General features: G+C 65.9%; 15 protein-coding genes. 4 read left to right on the top strand and 11 right to left on the bottom strand.

Annotation, left to right across the window (positions count from 1 at the left end; genetic code table 11):
- Positions 1-21: 21 nt before the first annotated feature.
- The 7 genes from OIU93_RS03540 to OIU93_RS03570 all read right to left on the bottom strand — a co-directional run bounded on the left by OIU93_RS03540 (position 22) and on the right by OIU93_RS03570 (position 8,978).
- Positions 22-849, bottom strand: a complete 828-nt coding sequence (locus OIU93_RS03540) for a CoA ester lyase (RefSeq protein ID WP_264268700.1) — start codon at positions 847-849, stop codon at positions 22-24.
- A complete protein-coding gene (locus tag OIU93_RS03545) occupies positions 846-2,882 on the bottom strand; it encodes a biotin carboxylase N-terminal domain-containing protein (RefSeq protein ID WP_264268701.1) in 2,037 nt (678 codons plus the stop codon). Before OIU93_RS03545 ends, OIU93_RS03540 begins: the two co-directional genes overlap by 4 nt.
- A 7-nt stretch (positions 2,883-2,889) precedes the next feature.
- The gene (locus tag OIU93_RS03550; protein WP_264268702.1) at positions 2,890-4,500 is read right to left on the bottom strand and encodes a carboxyl transferase domain-containing protein; all 1,611 of its coding nucleotides are present in this window, start codon (positions 4,498-4,500) and stop codon (positions 2,890-2,892) included.
- Between the two features lie 41 nt (positions 4,501-4,541).
- The gene (locus OIU93_RS03555) at positions 4,542-5,195 is read right to left on the bottom strand and encodes a TetR/AcrR family transcriptional regulator (protein ID WP_264268703.1); all 654 of its coding nucleotides are present in this window, start codon (positions 5,193-5,195) and stop codon (positions 4,542-4,544) included.
- A 218-nt stretch (positions 5,196-5,413) separates the two neighbouring features.
- Positions 5,414-6,361, bottom strand: coding sequence for a beta-ketoacyl-ACP synthase III (locus OIU93_RS03560; protein ID WP_264268704.1), 948 nt, complete (start codon positions 6,359-6,361; stop codon positions 5,414-5,416).
- A gap of 91 nt (positions 6,362-6,452) precedes the next feature.
- Entirely contained in the window at positions 6,453-7,415 is a 963-nt protein-coding gene (locus tag OIU93_RS03565; RefSeq protein WP_264268705.1) for an Lrp/AsnC family transcriptional regulator, read from the bottom strand.
- 138 nt (positions 7,416-7,553) lie between these two features.
- Complete coding sequence (locus OIU93_RS03570) at positions 7,554-8,978, bottom strand: amidase (RefSeq protein ID WP_264268910.1); 1,425 nt, start codon at positions 8,976-8,978, stop codon at positions 7,554-7,556.
- Between the two features lie 298 nt (positions 8,979-9,276).
- Here OIU93_RS03570 and OIU93_RS03575 point away from each other — a divergent pair, with 298 nt between their 5' ends.
- The 3 genes from OIU93_RS03575 (at position 9,277) to OIU93_RS03585 (ending at position 12,045) form a co-directional block, all read left to right on the top strand.
- Positions 9,277-10,011, top strand: coding sequence for a DUF5058 family protein (locus OIU93_RS03575; protein ID WP_264268911.1), 735 nt, complete (start codon positions 9,277-9,279; stop codon positions 10,009-10,011).
- A 36-nt stretch (positions 10,012-10,047) separates the two neighbouring features.
- The gene (locus OIU93_RS03580) at positions 10,048-10,770 is read left to right on the top strand and encodes a hypothetical protein (RefSeq protein WP_264268706.1); all 723 of its coding nucleotides are present in this window, start codon (positions 10,048-10,050) and stop codon (positions 10,768-10,770) included.
- 66 nt (positions 10,771-10,836) lie between these two features.
- Entirely contained in the window at positions 10,837-12,045 is a 1,209-nt protein-coding gene (locus OIU93_RS03585; protein WP_264268707.1) for an amidohydrolase, read from the top strand.
- A 70-nt stretch (positions 12,046-12,115) separates the two neighbouring features.
- Here OIU93_RS03585 and OIU93_RS03590 read toward each other — a convergent pair whose 3' ends face one another.
- The 3 genes from OIU93_RS03590 to OIU93_RS03600 are packed head-to-tail and all read right to left on the bottom strand — an operon-like array spanning position 12,116 to position 14,642.
- A complete protein-coding gene (locus tag OIU93_RS03590) occupies positions 12,116-13,285 on the bottom strand; it encodes an acetyl-CoA C-acyltransferase (RefSeq protein WP_264268708.1) in 1,170 nt (389 codons plus the stop codon).
- A complete protein-coding gene (locus OIU93_RS03595) occupies positions 13,282-13,932 on the bottom strand; it encodes a CoA transferase subunit B (protein WP_264268709.1) in 651 nt (216 codons plus the stop codon). Before OIU93_RS03595 ends, OIU93_RS03590 begins: the two co-directional genes overlap by 4 nt.
- A 5-nt stretch (positions 13,933-13,937) precedes the next feature.
- Positions 13,938-14,642: a CoA transferase subunit A gene (locus OIU93_RS03600; RefSeq protein WP_264268710.1), complete on the bottom strand. Its 705-nt coding sequence runs from the start codon at positions 14,640-14,642 to the stop codon at positions 13,938-13,940.
- 145 nt (positions 14,643-14,787) lie between these two features.
- Here OIU93_RS03600 and OIU93_RS03605 point away from each other — a divergent pair, with 145 nt between their 5' ends.
- Positions 14,788-15,582: an IclR family transcriptional regulator gene (locus OIU93_RS03605; protein ID WP_264268711.1), complete on the top strand. Its 795-nt coding sequence runs from the start codon at positions 14,788-14,790 to the stop codon at positions 15,580-15,582.
- Positions 15,583-15,752: 170 nt separating this feature from the next.
- On the opposite strand, the gene OIU93_RS03610 is transcribed toward OIU93_RS03605, so the two are convergent.
- Entirely contained in the window at positions 15,753-16,418 is a 666-nt protein-coding gene (locus tag OIU93_RS03610; RefSeq protein ID WP_264268712.1) for a GntR family transcriptional regulator, read from the bottom strand.
- Positions 16,419-16,535: the final 117 nt, after the last annotated feature.

The following is a 16,535-nucleotide window of genomic DNA, read 5'->3' on the forward strand; positions in this document are numbered from 1 at the left end:
CAAGCGGCGACGGGGCATTCGTCATGGGGTCGTCGTCGTCGTTGGTGCATGCCGCGCCAACGTGGCTCGGGCATGGCGCAGCAGCGGCTCGTCGACCATCTGCCCCTCGAAGGTGAACACACCGGCCGATTTCTCCGCCGCCGCCAGGACGTTTTTGGCCCTGTCGACCTGCTCGGTGGTGGGAATGAAGGCCTGGCGGATGAACGGCATCTGCCCGGGATGGATCGAGGCCTTCGCCCCGAAGCCCGAGGCCGCCGCGTCAACGGACTCGCCCAGCAAACCCGCGTGGTCTTCGATGTCGATGTAGACCGAATCAATGGCAACCTTGCCATAGGCTCCGGCTGCCAACAGGACCTGGGACCTGGCATGCCTGACCACATCCCGGTACGTGCCCGACTCCCTGCGGGAAGACGATCCTCCCAAGGAGGCGACCAGATCCTCGGCACCCCACATCATGGCCACGACGTTGCGAGTGTCGGCAATGACCTGGGCGTTGAGGATGCCCAGCGCGGTCTCGCACAGGGCCACGACCGCGTAGGAGGACAGCCGGGACAGGTCCTCGGGTCCCTCGGTCTTGGCGAGCATGATGGTGCGGTAATCGGTGGAGGACAGGGCCCGCAAGTCCGCGCTGAAGTCAGCGGTGCCCACCGGGTTCACCCGGACGATGGTGCGCTCCGGATCCAAGGGGTTCTCCATCAGTGCCTGGCGGGCAGCCGACTTGTTCTCCGGTGCCACAGCGTCCTCCAGATCGAGGATCACCGCGTCGGCGCGTTCGAGCGCCTTGGCATATCGATCGGGGCGGTCCGCAGGGCAGAACAGGATTGCGGGTCCCATGGTGAAGATGCTCATGGTGCTTCGTCCTCGGTGTCGTAGGTGAGTGTTGCGACAATTTGGTTGGCCTTGACCAGGTCACCGACCCGCAAACGTCCCATCTGTACGGTACCCGTCCCGGGGGCCCGCATGGGGTGTTCCATCTTCATGGCCTCGATTGTCACCAAGATCTCACCGGCTTCGACCCATTGCCCGTCGCTGACTCCCACCGCGATCACGGTGCCGGGCATGGGGGAGCGGACATCGGGTGAGGCCTCGCCGGCAACGTGGTCGCGGTTGGCCAGTTCCCGGCGCAGCAGTTCGTGCCGGTCGGGGAATCTGACGGAGGCAACCCAGCCGTCGTGGCTGAGCCACAGGGTGGATTCGTCGCCAAATGCCGTTGCAGGATGTTGTTGAATCCCATCGACGGCAACCGAACCTCGGGGCAGGAACGCGACGTCGAAGTCCCTGCCGTCCATGGTGAACGTGCGTCCGGCTGCGGTGGGAACCGACGAGAGGGTGCGAATCCCGTCGTTCACCTCGAGGGTGGTGGCCAGCGCCGCGGGGGTTCCCGTCCTCCAGGAGTCCCGCGCGTGCCAGGTGCCGCCTCGGCCCGGGTGCCGCGTCATCTCCAGTGCCGCCGCGAAAACCATTTCGGTGTCGGTGACGGCGCGGAACGCCATGGATGGCATCTTGCGTTCGATCAGCGTGGTGTCGAGGTTTCCCGCGCGCACGTCGGGGTCCTCCAGCAGCAGACGCAGGTATTCGATGTTGGTCAGCACCCCCAGGATCTCGGTGTGCCCGAGGGCGGCATCCAGCCGGCCCAGCGCAGCGTCCCGATCGGCGCCCCACGCAATGACCTTGGCCAGCATCGGGTCGTAGTGCGGGGAGATTTCCAAGCCCTCGGTCAGGGAGGAATCCACGCGCACATGTTCCCCTGCGGGTTCGCGCACTGCCAGCAACCGTCCGGTGGAGGGCATGAAGTCGTGGGCCGGGTCCTCGGCATAGACGCGTGCCTCGATGGCGTGCCCGTGCAGGGACACCTGCTCCTGGGTGAAGCCCAGCGGCAGGCCAGCGGCGATGCGCACCTGTGCCTCGACCAGGTCGATGCGCTCGCCGTCCACCCGGGCAACTTCTTCGGTGACGGGGTGCTCGACCTGAAGGCGGGTATTCATTTCCATGAAGAAGAATTCGCCCGGTGCCTCGTCCGAAACCAGGAACTCCACGGTTCCGGCACCCACGTAGTTCACCGAGGCGGCGGCGGCCACGGCCGCCGCACCGATCTCCTCGCGGATGCGCGCCCCCTCCGGGTGGTTCGCCAGCAGCGGGGAAGGTGCCTCTTCGATGACCTTCTGGTGGCGGCGTTGCAGGGAACATTCGCGCTCGCCCAGGTGCACGGTGTTCCCCCGGCTATCGGCCAGGATCTGGACCTCGATGTGCCGCGGGCTGCGCACCAGGCGTTCAAGGAAAAGCGTGTCGTCGCCGAAGGAGCTCAATGCGGTGCGCCGGGCGCTGGACAGCGCCTCCGGCAGCTTGTCCGCGGAATTCACGGCGACCATGCCCTTGCCGCCGCCTCCCGCGGAGGGCTTGATCAGCACCGGGAAGCCAATCTCGGATGCCGCGTCGATGAGTTCCTCGTCGCTGAGCTCGGGCTCGGCAATGCCGGGGGTCACCGGCACGTCGTGGGCAGAGACATGGTTCTTGGAGCGGATCTTGTCACCCATGAGCAATAGCGCATCCACCCCGGGTCCGATGAAGGTGATGCCGGCATCCTTGCATGCCCGGGCAAACTCGACGTTTTCCGAGAGGAACCCGTAGCCCGGGTGCACTGCTTGGGCGCCCGAGGCCTGGCAGGCGGCAATGACGTTGCCGATGTTCAGGTAGCTTTCGGCGGCAGGGGAGCCGCCCACGTGGATGGCAACGTCGGCCTCGCGCACATGCAGCGACCGGGCATCCGCATCGGAGTAGACGGCAACGGACCTGATGCCCATGCGCCGGAGAGTGCGGATCACCCGGACGGCGATCTCGCCGCGGTTGGCAACCAATACCGTGTCAAAGAGTTTCGTGGTCATGTGCGCATCACATCCTGAAGAGGCCGAAGGAGGTTTCGGGCAAGGGTTGGGTGGCACAGACATCCAGTGCCATGCCAAGGATGCGCCGGGTGTCCACAGGATCGATGACCCCGTCGTCCCAGAGCCGGGCGGTGGAGTAGTAGGGGTTTCCCTGGTCCTCGTACTGTTGCTTCAGGGGTGCCTTGAACGCGTTCTCTTCCTCGATGCTCCACGTGGAACCGGCGGCCTCGATCCCATCGCGTTTCACTGTCGCAAGCACCGAGGACGCCTGGTTGCCGCCCATGACGGAGATGCGCGCGGCCGGCCACATCCACAAAAAACGCGGGGAGTAGGCCCGTCCGCACATCGAGTAGTTGCCGGCACCGAAGGACCCTCCGATGATGACGGTGAGCTTGGGGACCCGCGCGGTGGCGACCGCGGTGACCATCTTGGCGCCGTGCTTGGCAATGCCGCCGGCCTCGTAGTCGCGGCCCACCATGAACCCGGAGAGGTTCTGCAGGAATACCAGCGGAATGCCGCGCTGGTCGCAGAGCTCGATGAAGTGGGCGCCCTTGAGTGCGGACTCGGAGAAGAGCACACCGTTGTTGGCAACGACGCCCACGCGATGGCCGTGGATGCGCGCGAACCCGGTGACAAGCGTGGTTCCGTAGTTGGCCTTGAATTCGTGGAATGCGCTGCCGTCAACGATCCGGGCAATGACCTCGCGCACGTCGTAGGTGGCGTTCACGTCGGTGGGTACGGCGCCGTAGATTTCTGCCGGTTCCGCAATCGGAGCAGCGACCTCGGGGATGACATCCCATACCGGCTCGGGGGTGCGCGGCAGCGTTTCGATGATGTCGCGCACGATGGAGATGGCGTGGGCGTCGTTCTCGGCCAGGTGGTCGACCACGCCCGAGGTCCTGGCGTGAAGGTCCCCGCCGCCGAGCTCCTCGGCCGTGACGACTTCGCCGATCGCTGCCTTCACCAAGGGAGGACCACCCAGGAAGATGGTCCCCTGGTTGCGGACGATGACTGTCTCATCGCTCATGGCCGGGACGTAGGCGCCTCCCGCAGTGCAGGATCCGAGCACCGCGGCGATCTGCGGGATCTTGCGTGCCGAGAGGTTGGCCTGGTTATAGAAGATGCGGCCGAAATGTTCGCGGTCGGGAAAGACCTCGTCTTGCATGGGCAAGAAGGCGCCGCCGGAGTCCACCAGATAGACGCAGGGAAGCCCGTTTTCCAGGGCGATTTCCTGGGCACGAAGGTGCTTTTTCACCGTGATGGGGAAGTATGTCCCGCCCTTGACGGTGGCGTCGTTGCAGACAATCATCACGTAGCGGTCATGGACCAAGCCGATGCCCGTGATCAGTCCGGCGCCCGGGCTGCCGCCCTCGTACATGTCCTCCGCGGCCAGCGGTGCGATTTCCAGGAAGGGCGAACCGACATCCAAGAGTGCCTGGACGCGGTCGCGGGGCAGCAGCTTGCCGCGGTCCACGTGGCGTTGCCGGGTCTTCTCCGAACCACCCTTGGCAGCGGTGGCCAGGCGTTGGTGAAGTTCGGAAACCAGCGCTTCCTGTTCGGTGGCGTTCTTGAGGAAGGCGGGGGCGGTCGTATCAATGGTGCTGGACAGTATTTCCATGAATCCTCTTTCCTCTCGTGGTGTCTTGGCGGCGCATGGCCTTAACCGGAAATTGTGACCGAAGTTCCGGTCGGCTCGCTGGCCACAACGACAGGCGGGCGAATGTAGTCGATACCGTCGAGCATGGTTTGGCTTGCCGAGAGGATCTTGCAGGCCATGGCCACGAAGTTGTGTTGAACCTCGATGAGTGTCAGCCGACCGTCGGGCCGGTACCAGTGGGCCACACCGGTTCCCATTTCCATCAGGGCAAGGCGCGCCATGGTGGCATCATCGGTGGAGAAATCGCCGACGCGGATCCCTCGCTCGACGACCTGCGCAAAGAGCGATTCGTAGTCATCGCGCAACTTCTGCATGGCGGTGCGGTTATCGGGTGAGAGCGCGCGCATCTCGTATTCGGCCACCCGTGCCGTCAGCGGATTGGTGGCGGTGAAGCCAACGTGAGACGAAACCAGGGCCGCCAATTGGATGGTCGGCTCGGCGCTGATGCGCATTGCCGCCGCTCCGGAGGTGATCATCTCGTCAAGGCAGCTGCGCATCACCTGAACCAGCAGTTCTTCCTTGCTGCCTGCATAGTGGTAAATCGTGGCGGAGTTGATGCCAGCGGCCCCGCCCAGCTCTCGGATCCCGGTCGCGGCGAACCCCTGCCGGGCAAAGAGCAGTACGGCAGCCTGCTGTACCTTGCCGATGTTCACCATGGACCCCGCTGCTGAGTATGAAACTCGAGCCAATCAATCGATTGGCTTCATGACTCCAGCAAACACCGTGACGCGGGTCACTGTCAATCAATTGATTGGGAAAGGTTCGTGCATGGCTGACGCTGCAGGTTACCCGGGTGCGCAACCATGGTCTCACCCGGGAGCTGGGCGGCGATACGCACAACGCGAAACCGCCCGCCACCGCGATAGATCCGCGGCTACGGCGCGGTAATGACCTGGCCGGCGTAGGACAGCCCGCCACCGAAGGCGAAGAGCAGGATCGGGGTGCCCGAGGGCAACGGCTGATCCGCCATCATTTTGGACAGTGCCAAAGGCACCGAGGCAGCCGAGGTATTTCCCGAATACACCACGTCGGTGGCGACGATTGCGTTGGGGGCACCGATCTGCGCGGCCAGCGGCTCGATGATGCGCAGGTTGGCCTGGTGCAGCACGATCGCACCGATCTCTTCGGGGTCCAGCCCGGCGCGTTCGATGACCTTTGCGGCGATCGCCGGCAGTTGGGTCACGGCCCATCGGTAGACGCTCTGGCCGTTCTGGGCGAACTTGCCGTTGTTGGATTCCTCGATGCGTATCGCATCGGACATCGAGGGCACCGAGCCCCACAGCACCGGGGAGATTCCAGATTCCGCGGAGGCCGTGACCACCATGGCTCCGGCACCGTCGGCGGTGAGCACGCAGGTGGTGCGGTCGGTGAAGTCGGTCGCGTCGGTGAACTTCTCCGAGCCGATGACCAGCGCGTTGGTGGCGCTGCCGGCGGCGATGGCGTGCTGGGCCAGTGCGAGGGCGTGGCAGAAGCCGGAACAAACCGTGTTCACGTCGATGGTTGCAGGTCCCTGGTCCATGCCCAGCGCGTTGGCCACGCGGGCGGCCATGTTCGGGGAGCGGTCTCGCTCGGTGCAGGTGGCCACGATGACCAGGTCGATTTGTGTAGCGTCGAGGTCCCCGGCATTGGCAAGGGCCATGCGCCCTGCCTCGGCGGCCATGGAGTCCACGGTGTCGGATTCCCCTGCCCAACGGCGTTCCTTGATGCCGGTGCGGCGGGTGATCCACTCGTCGCTGGTGTCCACCAGCTTTTCCAGTTCCGCGTTCGGCACGATGCGCCCCGGCTGGTAGTGGCCGAAGGAAACAACTTTGCTGGCGGTCAAGGGGTTGGCTCCTGCTTGCGGGAATGATCTCGCCTGCAAGGGTACTGCCTGGGGTCGTGTGCCGGTTATTTGCGTGACGAGGGGCAGGCCGTCAGAGCAACTGCCCGCCGCGCTTGCGCGCCTGCAGCACCATGGTGCTCTGCAGGTGGGTCATCGACTTGCTCCACGAAGGATCCGACAGGAAGTCGTAAAGCTGAGCAGGGTTTGCGACCGTGATGTCGGCAACCAGCTGGCAGTCCCCGGCCACCGCGGCCGCGTAGCGGACCTCCGGACGCCTGGCCAGGGCCGCGCCGAGAGCCTCGACCTGGTGCGGGGCGGTGTGGATCCACAGCAGCGCCTCGGTGTTCAGCCCCAGCGCCTCGGGCTCGACCAGCGTGCGGATCGCCAGGTGGGAGTTGCGGATCAGCCAGTCGATGCGCCGGGACACCGTGGACTCCGACAACCTGACCTGGCGTGCGACGGCCTCCACGCTGGCGCGGCCGTCGCGCTGCAGGGCCTGGATGATCAGTTCGTCGTTTTCGGTGAGCCGGGCCGCTGCCTCGCGCACGCCCTGCTGCCGCGTGTCGTCCTGGGTCAGCTCGGTGTGCAGCGCGAGCTCCTCCGCGGCGGTCAGCACCCCGATGCGCCAGCCGCGGATGGTGCGGAAGTACTTCAGCACCGGATAGGTCGAGCAGGAGATCAGCCCCGGGGTCGAGGGGACCTGTAGGGTGAGCAGCTCGTTCAAGGCATGCGCCTCGCAGATGACCTCGGCCACCACGTCGCCGACCCCCGTCACCATGTAGCTGAAGGTGGTGTCCGCGCGCTGGGCCAGCGATTCGCAGGCAAGCCTGGCCGTTCCCGGCGTGCACGCCAGGCGCATGATGACCGACGATTCGCGCATGCGCAGGGCAGCGACGGTGATGGCCTTGGAGGCGAGAAGCTCCGAGCCCTGCCTCGCCACGGTGCGCTCGTGCTCGTCGAGCACCTGGGCGATCTTGCGCCAGGTGGCGCGGCCGTCCACCTGGAGGGCGCCGATGATGCGTTGTTGCAGTGCGCTGAGATCGCCTTGGGCCATGGGGTCCCCTTTGTAGTGGAAGCTCGCCGACCACGGGTCGGCCAATGACTGGCAAGCAATGGCCGTGGCAACAGCGTATCCAATGCCCGGCCCGCTGTGGACTCCCGTGCAGGAACCAGCGCCCGGCACGGGGCGCCATTACTGGATTTCCTGTCCCTTCAGTCCTGCTGCAACCCACTGCGGCGCGCGCTCGGCGAAGCTCGTTCGCTGCTCAAAGTCTCGGGCGTAGCCCAGCAGTTCCACGTCCTTGTAGTGGTTGGCCGTCATCTGCAGGCCCACGGGCAACCCGTCGGCGGTGAATCCGGCCGGTATGGACAACGCCGGCAGCGAAGTGCCGGAAATCAGGCATGCCGAGCGCATCCAGTCGAGGTAGGTGGTGGCCGGGACCCCGGCGATCCCCTGCGGGTAGCGCCAGCTGGCATCGAAGGGCAGGACCTGTGCGGCGGGGCTCAGGAAGAGGTCGAACGTGGCGAAGAATTTCTGCACGGCGATCTCCAGGCGGGTTCGTGCCGCGGTGGTGGCGATCAGGTCCTCGGCGTTCAGCGCCCAGCCCTTCTCGACATTCCAGATGACTTCCGGCTTGATGATTTCGCGCCGGGAGCGCACCAGGTCGCCCAACATGGCGGCGAAATCGTACGCTCGGGTGTTGCCGAAGACCAGGTCGGCATCGCGCAGGTCGATGCAGGCCTCTTCCACATGGGCTCCGGCCTGTTCGAAGACGGCGATCTGCGCATCCAGCACTTCCAGGACCGCCGGCTCGACCGGGACGCCCATCCCAAAGTCCCTGCTGTAGCCGATCCGGATTCCGCGCAGCGCGTTTGGCTCCAGCTGCGCGAAGTCGCGGCCGGAGAGCGTGTTGGGTGTCAGGACCCGGTCGCTGTCGCCGGCGGTGGCCTCCATGAACAAGGCGATGTCGTCCACGGTCCGCGCCATTGGTCCGCTGCGTGCCAGCCATGACCACGCATCCGTTGGCGCGGGCATGGGGATCACGCCGTAGGACGGGCGGAAGCCCACCACGTTGCAAAAGGATGCGGGGATGCGCAGCGAACCGCCCATGTCCGAGCCCTCGCCCAGGGGCTGGATGCGGGCGGCAATGACTGCGGCAACGCCCCCGGAAGAGCCGCCGGCACTGAGTGCGGTGTCGTAGGGGTTCGTGGTGGTGCCGAAGACCTCGTTGAAGGTGTGGGAACCGGCCCCGAACTCGGGAACGTTGGTCTTGCCCGTCCGAATGGCCCCGGCCGCGGCCAGCCGCGCGATCTGCAGGTCGTCGGTCTGGGGAATGTTGTCCTTCAGGGCGAGCGAGCCTTGGGTCGTGAGCAGGCCCGCGGTGTTGAACGTGTCCTTGTGCGTCATCGGCAGTCCATGGAGCAGCCCGGTGGACTTGCCCTGCGCAGTGGCCTCGTCGGCCTTCGCTGCGAGTTCGCGGGCGCGGTCGAAATCGGTGGTGACCACTGCATTGATCGGGCCATTGACCCGCTCGATCTGCTCGATGTGGCTCTCGAGGGCTTCCCTGGCCGACAGCTCGCGGCGCTTGATCGCTTCGGTCATCTCCCGGGCGCCCATGTCTTGAATCGCGTTCACGTTTTCCACGTCCTTGCTTGATTTGTTGGTCGATCGGCGCTGGGCCGAGATTCCTGATGTCCACAGTCTGTGCGCGCCGCGGACCGTGTGAATAGTCTGGTCGGGAAATTGGTCCAGAATGCATGAAAACGACAAATCCATGACGATATCCCTCATTGGTTGCCAGAATCCCGGGGGCGGCGCAATCTGGAACGAAAGAGACGTGGCTCACAGTTTAGCCGGGAATGTGGCTGACGGCGGCGGCGTCGATTAGACCAAAGGAGAAGTTGCCGTGTCGCAAATCCACCCCCTCGCTGCAAACCCGACATCCACGGATATCTGGGCCGTGGCGAACACCCCGATCCTCTGGATCTGCGCACTGGGCGTCTTCGCCGTGATCTTCGTGCAGACCTATCTCTATATCAAGGCCGCCCGCCGCGCGGCGCCGCACATCGGCATGCCGACCCGCGAGCTGAAGGAATCCTTCCGGGCCGGGGCCGTGGCCTCCATCGGGCCCTCGCTGGCGGTGGTGCTGGTGGCCATCGCCCTCCTGGCGCTGTTCGGGACCCCGGCGGTGCTGGTCCGCATCGGGCTGATCGGCTCCGCCTCGACCGAAACGGCCTCGGCGTCCCTGGCGGCGATTTCCATGGGCACCGTGCTCGGCGGGCCCGAATACACGCAGCAGGTCTTCGCCGTCGCGTTCATGGCCATGTCCCTCTCGGGCGGCATGTGGATGCTCTCCACCCTGGTGCTGACCCCCGTGCTCAAGCGCGGCGGCAAGAAACTGGCGAAGGCCAACCCGGCCGTCATGGCACTGATCCCGGCCGCCGCATTGCTCGGCGCCTTTTCGATGCTGGCCATCGCGGAGCTGCCCAAGTCCAACATCCACGCGGTCACCTTGATGATTTCCGCGGCAACCATGTGCATGTGCCTCTTCCTGGCCAGGCTGCTCAAGGTGAGGTGGCTGAAGGAATGGGCGCTGGGCTTTGCCATCATGGTCGCCATTGCCGCCGCCTACCTGATGCACACGGCCTAGCCCCGCGTTCCCTGCAAACAAGAAAGCAGAAAAACCATGACCACCCCCGTCGCCACCCACGCCGATGCCTCCATGGCCCGTTTCGAATCCGAGACCACGCGCTACGGATCCCTGACCATGCTTGCCGGTCTCGTCTTCTCGCTGCTCGGACCCGTCTACCTGGTCTTTTTCTCGGGTCTGGAGATCACCGGACCCATGGTCTGGATCGCGTTCGTCGCGGTCGCGGCCACCTTCGGGGTCTTTTGGTTTGTCGAGCCGCTGACCTACTTTCCGATCCTCGGCTCGGCCGCGATGTACCAGGCGTTCATGATCGGGAACATCTCCAACAAACTGCTCCCCGCCGCCATCGTTGCCCAGTCCAGCATCAACGCCAAACCCGGAACCCGGCGCGGCGACCTGGCGGCCGTGATGGCCATCGGCGGGGCGGCCACCGTCCACCTGACCAGCCTGTTGGTCTTCGTTGGGCTGCTGGGCACGTGGCTGGTCTCGCTGGTCCCCGCCAGCATGATCGAGGTCGCCCGCCTCTACATCCTGCCCGCGCTCATGGGGGCCGTGCTCGTGCAGGCGATCGTGAGCATGAAGCGCCTGCGGCCCACAGTGATCGCAGTGGCCCTGGCCCTGCTGGTCCAATTTGTCATCGTCCCCGCCGCACCGAAGATGGCGCTCTTCGCCACCGCGCTGGTGGTCGTCTGCTCGATCATCCTCTCCTGGGTGCTGCGGGACCGAAAAGAAGTCCACACCGCCGTCGAAGTCGACTGATCCAACCCTCCGCCGGCCTCCGCGATACGTGGCGCCGGACACCGAACGAAAGGAAGCACCCACATCATGACCGCACCCACCCTGGACCTCGAAGGCATCGCCACCGACTGGATGCACGAGCAGTACCTGCACCTGCACCGGCATCCCGAACTCTCCATGCAGGAGCACGAAACCGCCGCCTACATCCAGGCGCGCCTGGCCGAACTCGGCATCGAGAACTTCCGCTGCGGCGGCACGGGCGTGGTGGGAATCCTGCGCAACGGCCCGGGCAAGACCGTGGCCTTCCGCGCCGACACCGACGGGCTGCCGATCAAGGAGGACACCGGGGCCGACTACGCCTCGACGGCGACCTCGCATTTGCCCGACGGCACCGAGGTCCCGGTCATGCACGGCTGCGGCCACGACACCCATGTCGCGGTGCTGCTGGCCGCGGCGCGATTCCTCGCGGAAAACAAGCCGGCGTGGCACGGGACCCTGGTGCTGGTGTTCCAGCCCGGGGAGGAAACCGGCGCCGGGGCCCGGGCCATGGTCCAGGACGGACTCTGGGAGCGGGCTCCGCGGCCCGACGTCGTGCTCGGACAGCATGTTTTTCCCTACGCGGCCGGATCCGTGCACATTTCCTCCGGCACCGCGATGGCCCTGGCCGACGCCCTGAAGGTGACCCTGCACGGGAAGCAGTCCCACGGCTCACAGCCGCAGGACTCCATCGACCCGATCCTGCTCGGCGCCCACATCATTGCCAGGCTGCAGGGGATCGTTTCCCGGGAGCTGGCACCGACAACTCCGGCGGTGGTGACGGCGGGGACGTTCCACGCCGGCCTGAAGGAAAACATCATTCCCGACCGGGCGGAGTTCACGCTCAATGTCAGGACGCTGACTCCCGAGGTCCGCGCCACGGTGCTGGAGGCGATCACCCGGATCGTCAACGCGGAGGCCCAGGCCTCCAATGCGCCCGCGCCCGACATCGAGCACGTCTACGATTTCCCGCGCTGCTATAACGATCCGGACCAGACGCAGTCGGTCATCGCGTCGTTGCGCGCCGAGCTGGGCCAGGAGCAGGTGGTCCTGGCCCCGCCGGTCATGGGCAGCGAGGACGTGGGGTGGCTCGGCGATTCCATCGACGTGCCCACCGTCTACTGGTTCTTCGGGGGATTCCCCGCCGAGCAGGAGCATCCGCCGGTGAACCACTCGCCGTATTTCCTGCCCGAGATGGAGCCGACCCTTTCGGCCGGGGTCCGGGCGGCGGTGGCGGCCATCTCGGGCTACCTGGCCTAGAAACCAAACGGGTGCGGAAGGCGACGATGTCTCCTTCCGCACTTGCATTTGAGGCCCGAGCTTGTTGGCGCTACAGCGCCCTCAGAATCACGGCGCTTCCCTGTCCGCCGCCGCCGCAGATGCCGGTGGCGCCCACGGAGCCGGCGCCGAGCTCGGCGAGCTGGCGGGCGAGGGTGCCGACGATCCGGGCGCCCGAGGCACCAATCGGGTGGCCCAGGGCGATGGCCCCGCCCTTGGCGTTGACGATCTCCGGGTCGATGCCGAGCTTCGCGGTGGAGCGCACGCCCACGGCGGCAAAGGCCTCGTTGATCTCGACGGCCTTGAGATCCGCCGGCGCAATGCCGGTGCCCTCCAGCGCGGCGAGGATGGCGTTGGCGGGCTGCTCGTGCAGCGTGACGTCGGGCCCTGCCACCAGGGCGTGGGAGACGATCTCGGCAATTGGCTTGATGCCAAGGCGTTCGGCGGCGGCCTGGCTGACCAAGACCACCGCGGCGGCGCCGTCGGTGATCTGCGAGGCGTTGCCCGCGGTGATGGTTCCCTCCTTGCTGAAGGCGGGGCGCAGCTTGCCCAGGGAATCGACGGTCGTGTCGGCGCGGATGCCGTCATCGGCGGAGACCACGGTGTCCCCACGCCGGGAGGAAATGGTGAAAGGGGCGATCTCCCCGGCGTGGAACTCGGCGGCCGCGGCGGCCAGCTGGTGTGAGCGGGCGGAGAATTCGTCCTGCTCGGCACGCTTGATGCCCATGGCGGTGTTGCCGTCCTCGGTGGAGGAGCCCATGGAACGCTTTTCAAACGCGTCGGTGAGTCCGTCGAATTCTAGGGTGTCGATCATTTCGATGGCGCCGTACTTCGTGCCCGCACGGGCCCGCTGGACGTGGGGTGCCAGCGACATGGATTCCTGGCCGATGGCCACCACCACGTCCGCCTCCCCGGCGTCGATCATGCGGGTTCCCGCCACCACTGCCTCGGTGCCCGAGAGGCACACTGCGTTCAGCGTCAGGGCAGGGATGTTGAGACCGATGCCCGCGCCGACGGCGGACTGGCGTGCCGGGTTCTGCCCGGCACCTGCCTGCAGCACCTGGCCGGCGAAGACCCGCTGGACCTGGTCGGCGGGGATCCCTGCACGTTCGAGCGCCGCAGCGGCGGCGTGGGCTCCCAAGGCCGTGGCGGAGACGGTGCCGAAGGCCCCGTTGAATCGGGCAAAAGGGGTGCGGGCGTACCCGGCGATCAATGCGCTCATGCTGCTGCTTCTTCCTCGAGGTCAATGGTGAATGGTGCGCCGGTGGTCTCGCGGAGGGACTCGACGGTGATTCCGGGGGCCATGGCGCGCAGCACCAGAGCGGCATCGAGCACGTCGAACACGGCACGGTCGGTGATGATCCTGTCCACCACGCCGACGCCGGTCAGCGGCAGGTCGCAGGTCTCGACGATCTTCGGGGTGCCGTCCTTGGCCACGTGGTCGGTGATCACGATGACGCGCGGGGTGCCGGCGACCAGGTCCATGGCCCCGCCCATGCCCTTGACGAGCTTGCCGGGGATGGTCCAGTTGGCCAGGTCGCCGTTGGCGGCGACCTGCAGGGCGCCGAGGATCGCGGTGGCCACATGCCCGCCGCGGATCATGCCGAAGGAGGTGGCCGAGTCGAAGTAGCTGCCGCCGGGCAGCAGGGTGACGGTCTGCTTGCCGGCGTTGATCAAATCGGCGTCCTCCTCGCCCTCATAGGGGAAGGGTCCCATGCCCAACAGTCCGTTCTCGGATTGCAGGGTGACGCGCACGCCCTCGGGCAGGTTGTTGGCCACCAGGGTCGGGATGCCGATGCCCAGGTTCACGTACTGGCCGTCGGTCAGTTCGCTGGCGGCAATTGCCGCCATTTCATCGCGTGTCCACATGCTTGCTATGCCTCCTGGCGGACGCGCACGGTCCGCTGTTCGATGTCCTTGACGCCGTCGGTCGCGACGACGTGCTGCACGAAGATGCCCGGGGTGTCCACGAGGGACGGGTTCAGGTAGTCCTCGTGGATGAGTTCGGCCTCGGCGAAGGTCACCCGCCCGGCCGCGGCGACCAGCGGGTTGAAGTTCCGTGCGGTCATCCGGTAGCGCAGGTTGCCTTCCGGGTCGGCCTCGAAGGCGCGGACCAGGGAAATGTCGGCGACGATGCCGCGTTCCAGGATCGCGGCCCGGCCGTTGAATTCCATGGTTTCCTTGCCCTCGGCGACCGGGGTTCCCACGCCGGTGGGGGTGTAGAAGGCGGGGATGCCCGCCCCTCCTGCCCGCAGGCGTTCGGCCAGCGTGCCCTGCGGGACGAACTCGACCTCGAGCTCTTTATTGAGGAACTGCTGGGCGAAGAGTTTGTTCTCGCCCACATACGAGGCCAGGACCTTGGAGACCTGCTTGTTTTCCAACAGGATTCCCAGCCCTTTGCCGTCCACGCCCATGTTGTTGGAGACGATGGTCAGCCCGGTGGCGCCCGAGTCGCGCAGGGCGGTGATGAGTCGGTTGGGGATTCCGCTGAGGCCGAAGCCGCCAACCGCAATGGTCATTCCATCGCGCACGGTTGCGGCCAACGCCGCAGCGGCGTCGCCGATGACTTTCGTTGTCATGGTTCTCCTTGTGTCGTCCACGATGTGGAATGCTTCGATGTCCTGCTTTGACCGTACCGATCCGGTAATATCCCGGTCAATGGATCGGGCCAATGTGACCTGCATTGCTCGATGGGTGGTTAGTTGGGTGAATCTAGACCATAATATGGACATGAGTTCCTCGTTCCCCGGCGCCCAGGTGGTGGGCCGCATGGCGGCGGTGCTGCGTGCCGTCAGCACCGCGATGCCCAGGGGCATCTCCACGGCGGAGGTGGCCCGGGGAACCGGGCTGGCCCGCCCGACCGTGCACCGGCTGCTCGCTGCGCTAACGGCCGAGGGGTTTTGCGACCACGACAACCGGGAAGGGTTGTGGCTGCTGGGCCCGGAAATGTACCTGATGGGGACAGTTGCGGCCGAACGTTACGACATCACCGAGATCGCCCGCGACCACGTTGCCGCCCTGGCCGATGCCACGGGTGAAAGCGCGTTTCTCTCGGTGCGGCGGGGTGATGAGACCGTTTGCCTGCTGCGGGCCGACGGGGCATTCCCGATCCGCTCCTTCGTGCTCTACGAGGGCAAGCGCTTCCCGCTCGGGGTGGCCTCGGCGGGGCTGGCAATCTTGTCGTTCCTGCCAGAAAAGGCGATCGAGCGCTATTTGGAAGGTCGGGACTTGGCCGCCGAGCATGGAAGCGACCACGCCCCCGACCCGTTGCGCAGGCGCATTGCCGAGACGCGGGCGCGCGGCTGGGCGGAAAATCCCGCACTGATCGTGGAGGGAAGCTGGGGGATGGGCGCCGCGGTCTTCGATGCCGCGGGCCAGCCCGCCTGGGCGCTGAGCCTGACCGGCGTCGAATCGCGGTTTTCCCCCGAGCGGCGTCCCGAGATGGGCCGGCTGCTGATGCACCACGCACACGAGTTGTCCAAGAGGTTGCGTAATGACCAAGTATCGCCCGCGCGCTGAGCCCAGCTCCCTGCGTTCAGCATGAATCTGTCCGAACCGTAGCCGTCCAAGGCACCTGGGATGAATTCAGCCCAGGGGTCTGCGAATCCAATCAGCCGTCGCAGGGCACCGCCGAAAGTTGGAATTCCCGCAGTGCCCCAGTGAAGTCCCCGAGGAAACTCGGGCGCAGGTCAGGAACGGTGGTGCAAGTTCCCTTCGAGCTCCGCCGCCAGTAGTTCCCTCGCCTGGGAAAGGTGCCCATCCAACGCGGTGGCCGCCCCTTCTGGGTCGCCGGCCTCGATTCGTTCCAGAATAGCCGCGTGCTCGGCAGCAATCCGAGCGGTGTCGAGCAGTTCCAGCGACTGCACGCGTGTCATGCAGAGTTGGACTTCACCCAACAGTGACCGGTACATCGCGCTGGTCCGCTGGTTGTTCATCGCGTCGACCAAGGCGGTGTGGAATTCCATGTCTGGGTCGATGACTGTCGTTGCCGGCTGCGAAATGCGGGCGGTAATTTCAGCATTCGCCCGCACTGCCGCCGGTGGCACTGTCGTGGTCGTTGCCAGCCGACGCACCACCTCGGATTCGAGGTAGGCCCTGGCAAAATAAATGTCCCTGACCGAGTCGGCACCCAATGTCTTCACTCGTGCCGTTTTGTGGGCACCGCGCTCCAAGAGGGAATCGGCAACCAGCCTCTCGATGGCGGCCTTGGCCGTCGGCCGGGCAACGTCGTAGCTTCCCGCAACGTCCGATTCGGTCAGCGCGGTTCCCTGTTCAAGATCGCCCTCATAGATTCGCCGGCGCAGGTCCTCGACGATTGCATCAATGATGGAAAGCGCGGTGACGCGTTGACTCATGAAGACGGGATCCTTTGACTGGCGGGCAACCGAGACAACAATCGTGACAGATTTTCTCGAATGCAGCTTGATACACAAGTGTACTTGTTAGACAATCATAGGGTCGGTGTGGCGCCG

Source organism: Paeniglutamicibacter sp. ZC-3 (genome assembly GCF_025847175.2).
In the GTDB taxonomy this organism is placed as follows: domain Bacteria; phylum Actinomycetota; class Actinomycetes; order Actinomycetales; family Micrococcaceae; genus Paeniglutamicibacter; species Paeniglutamicibacter sulfureus.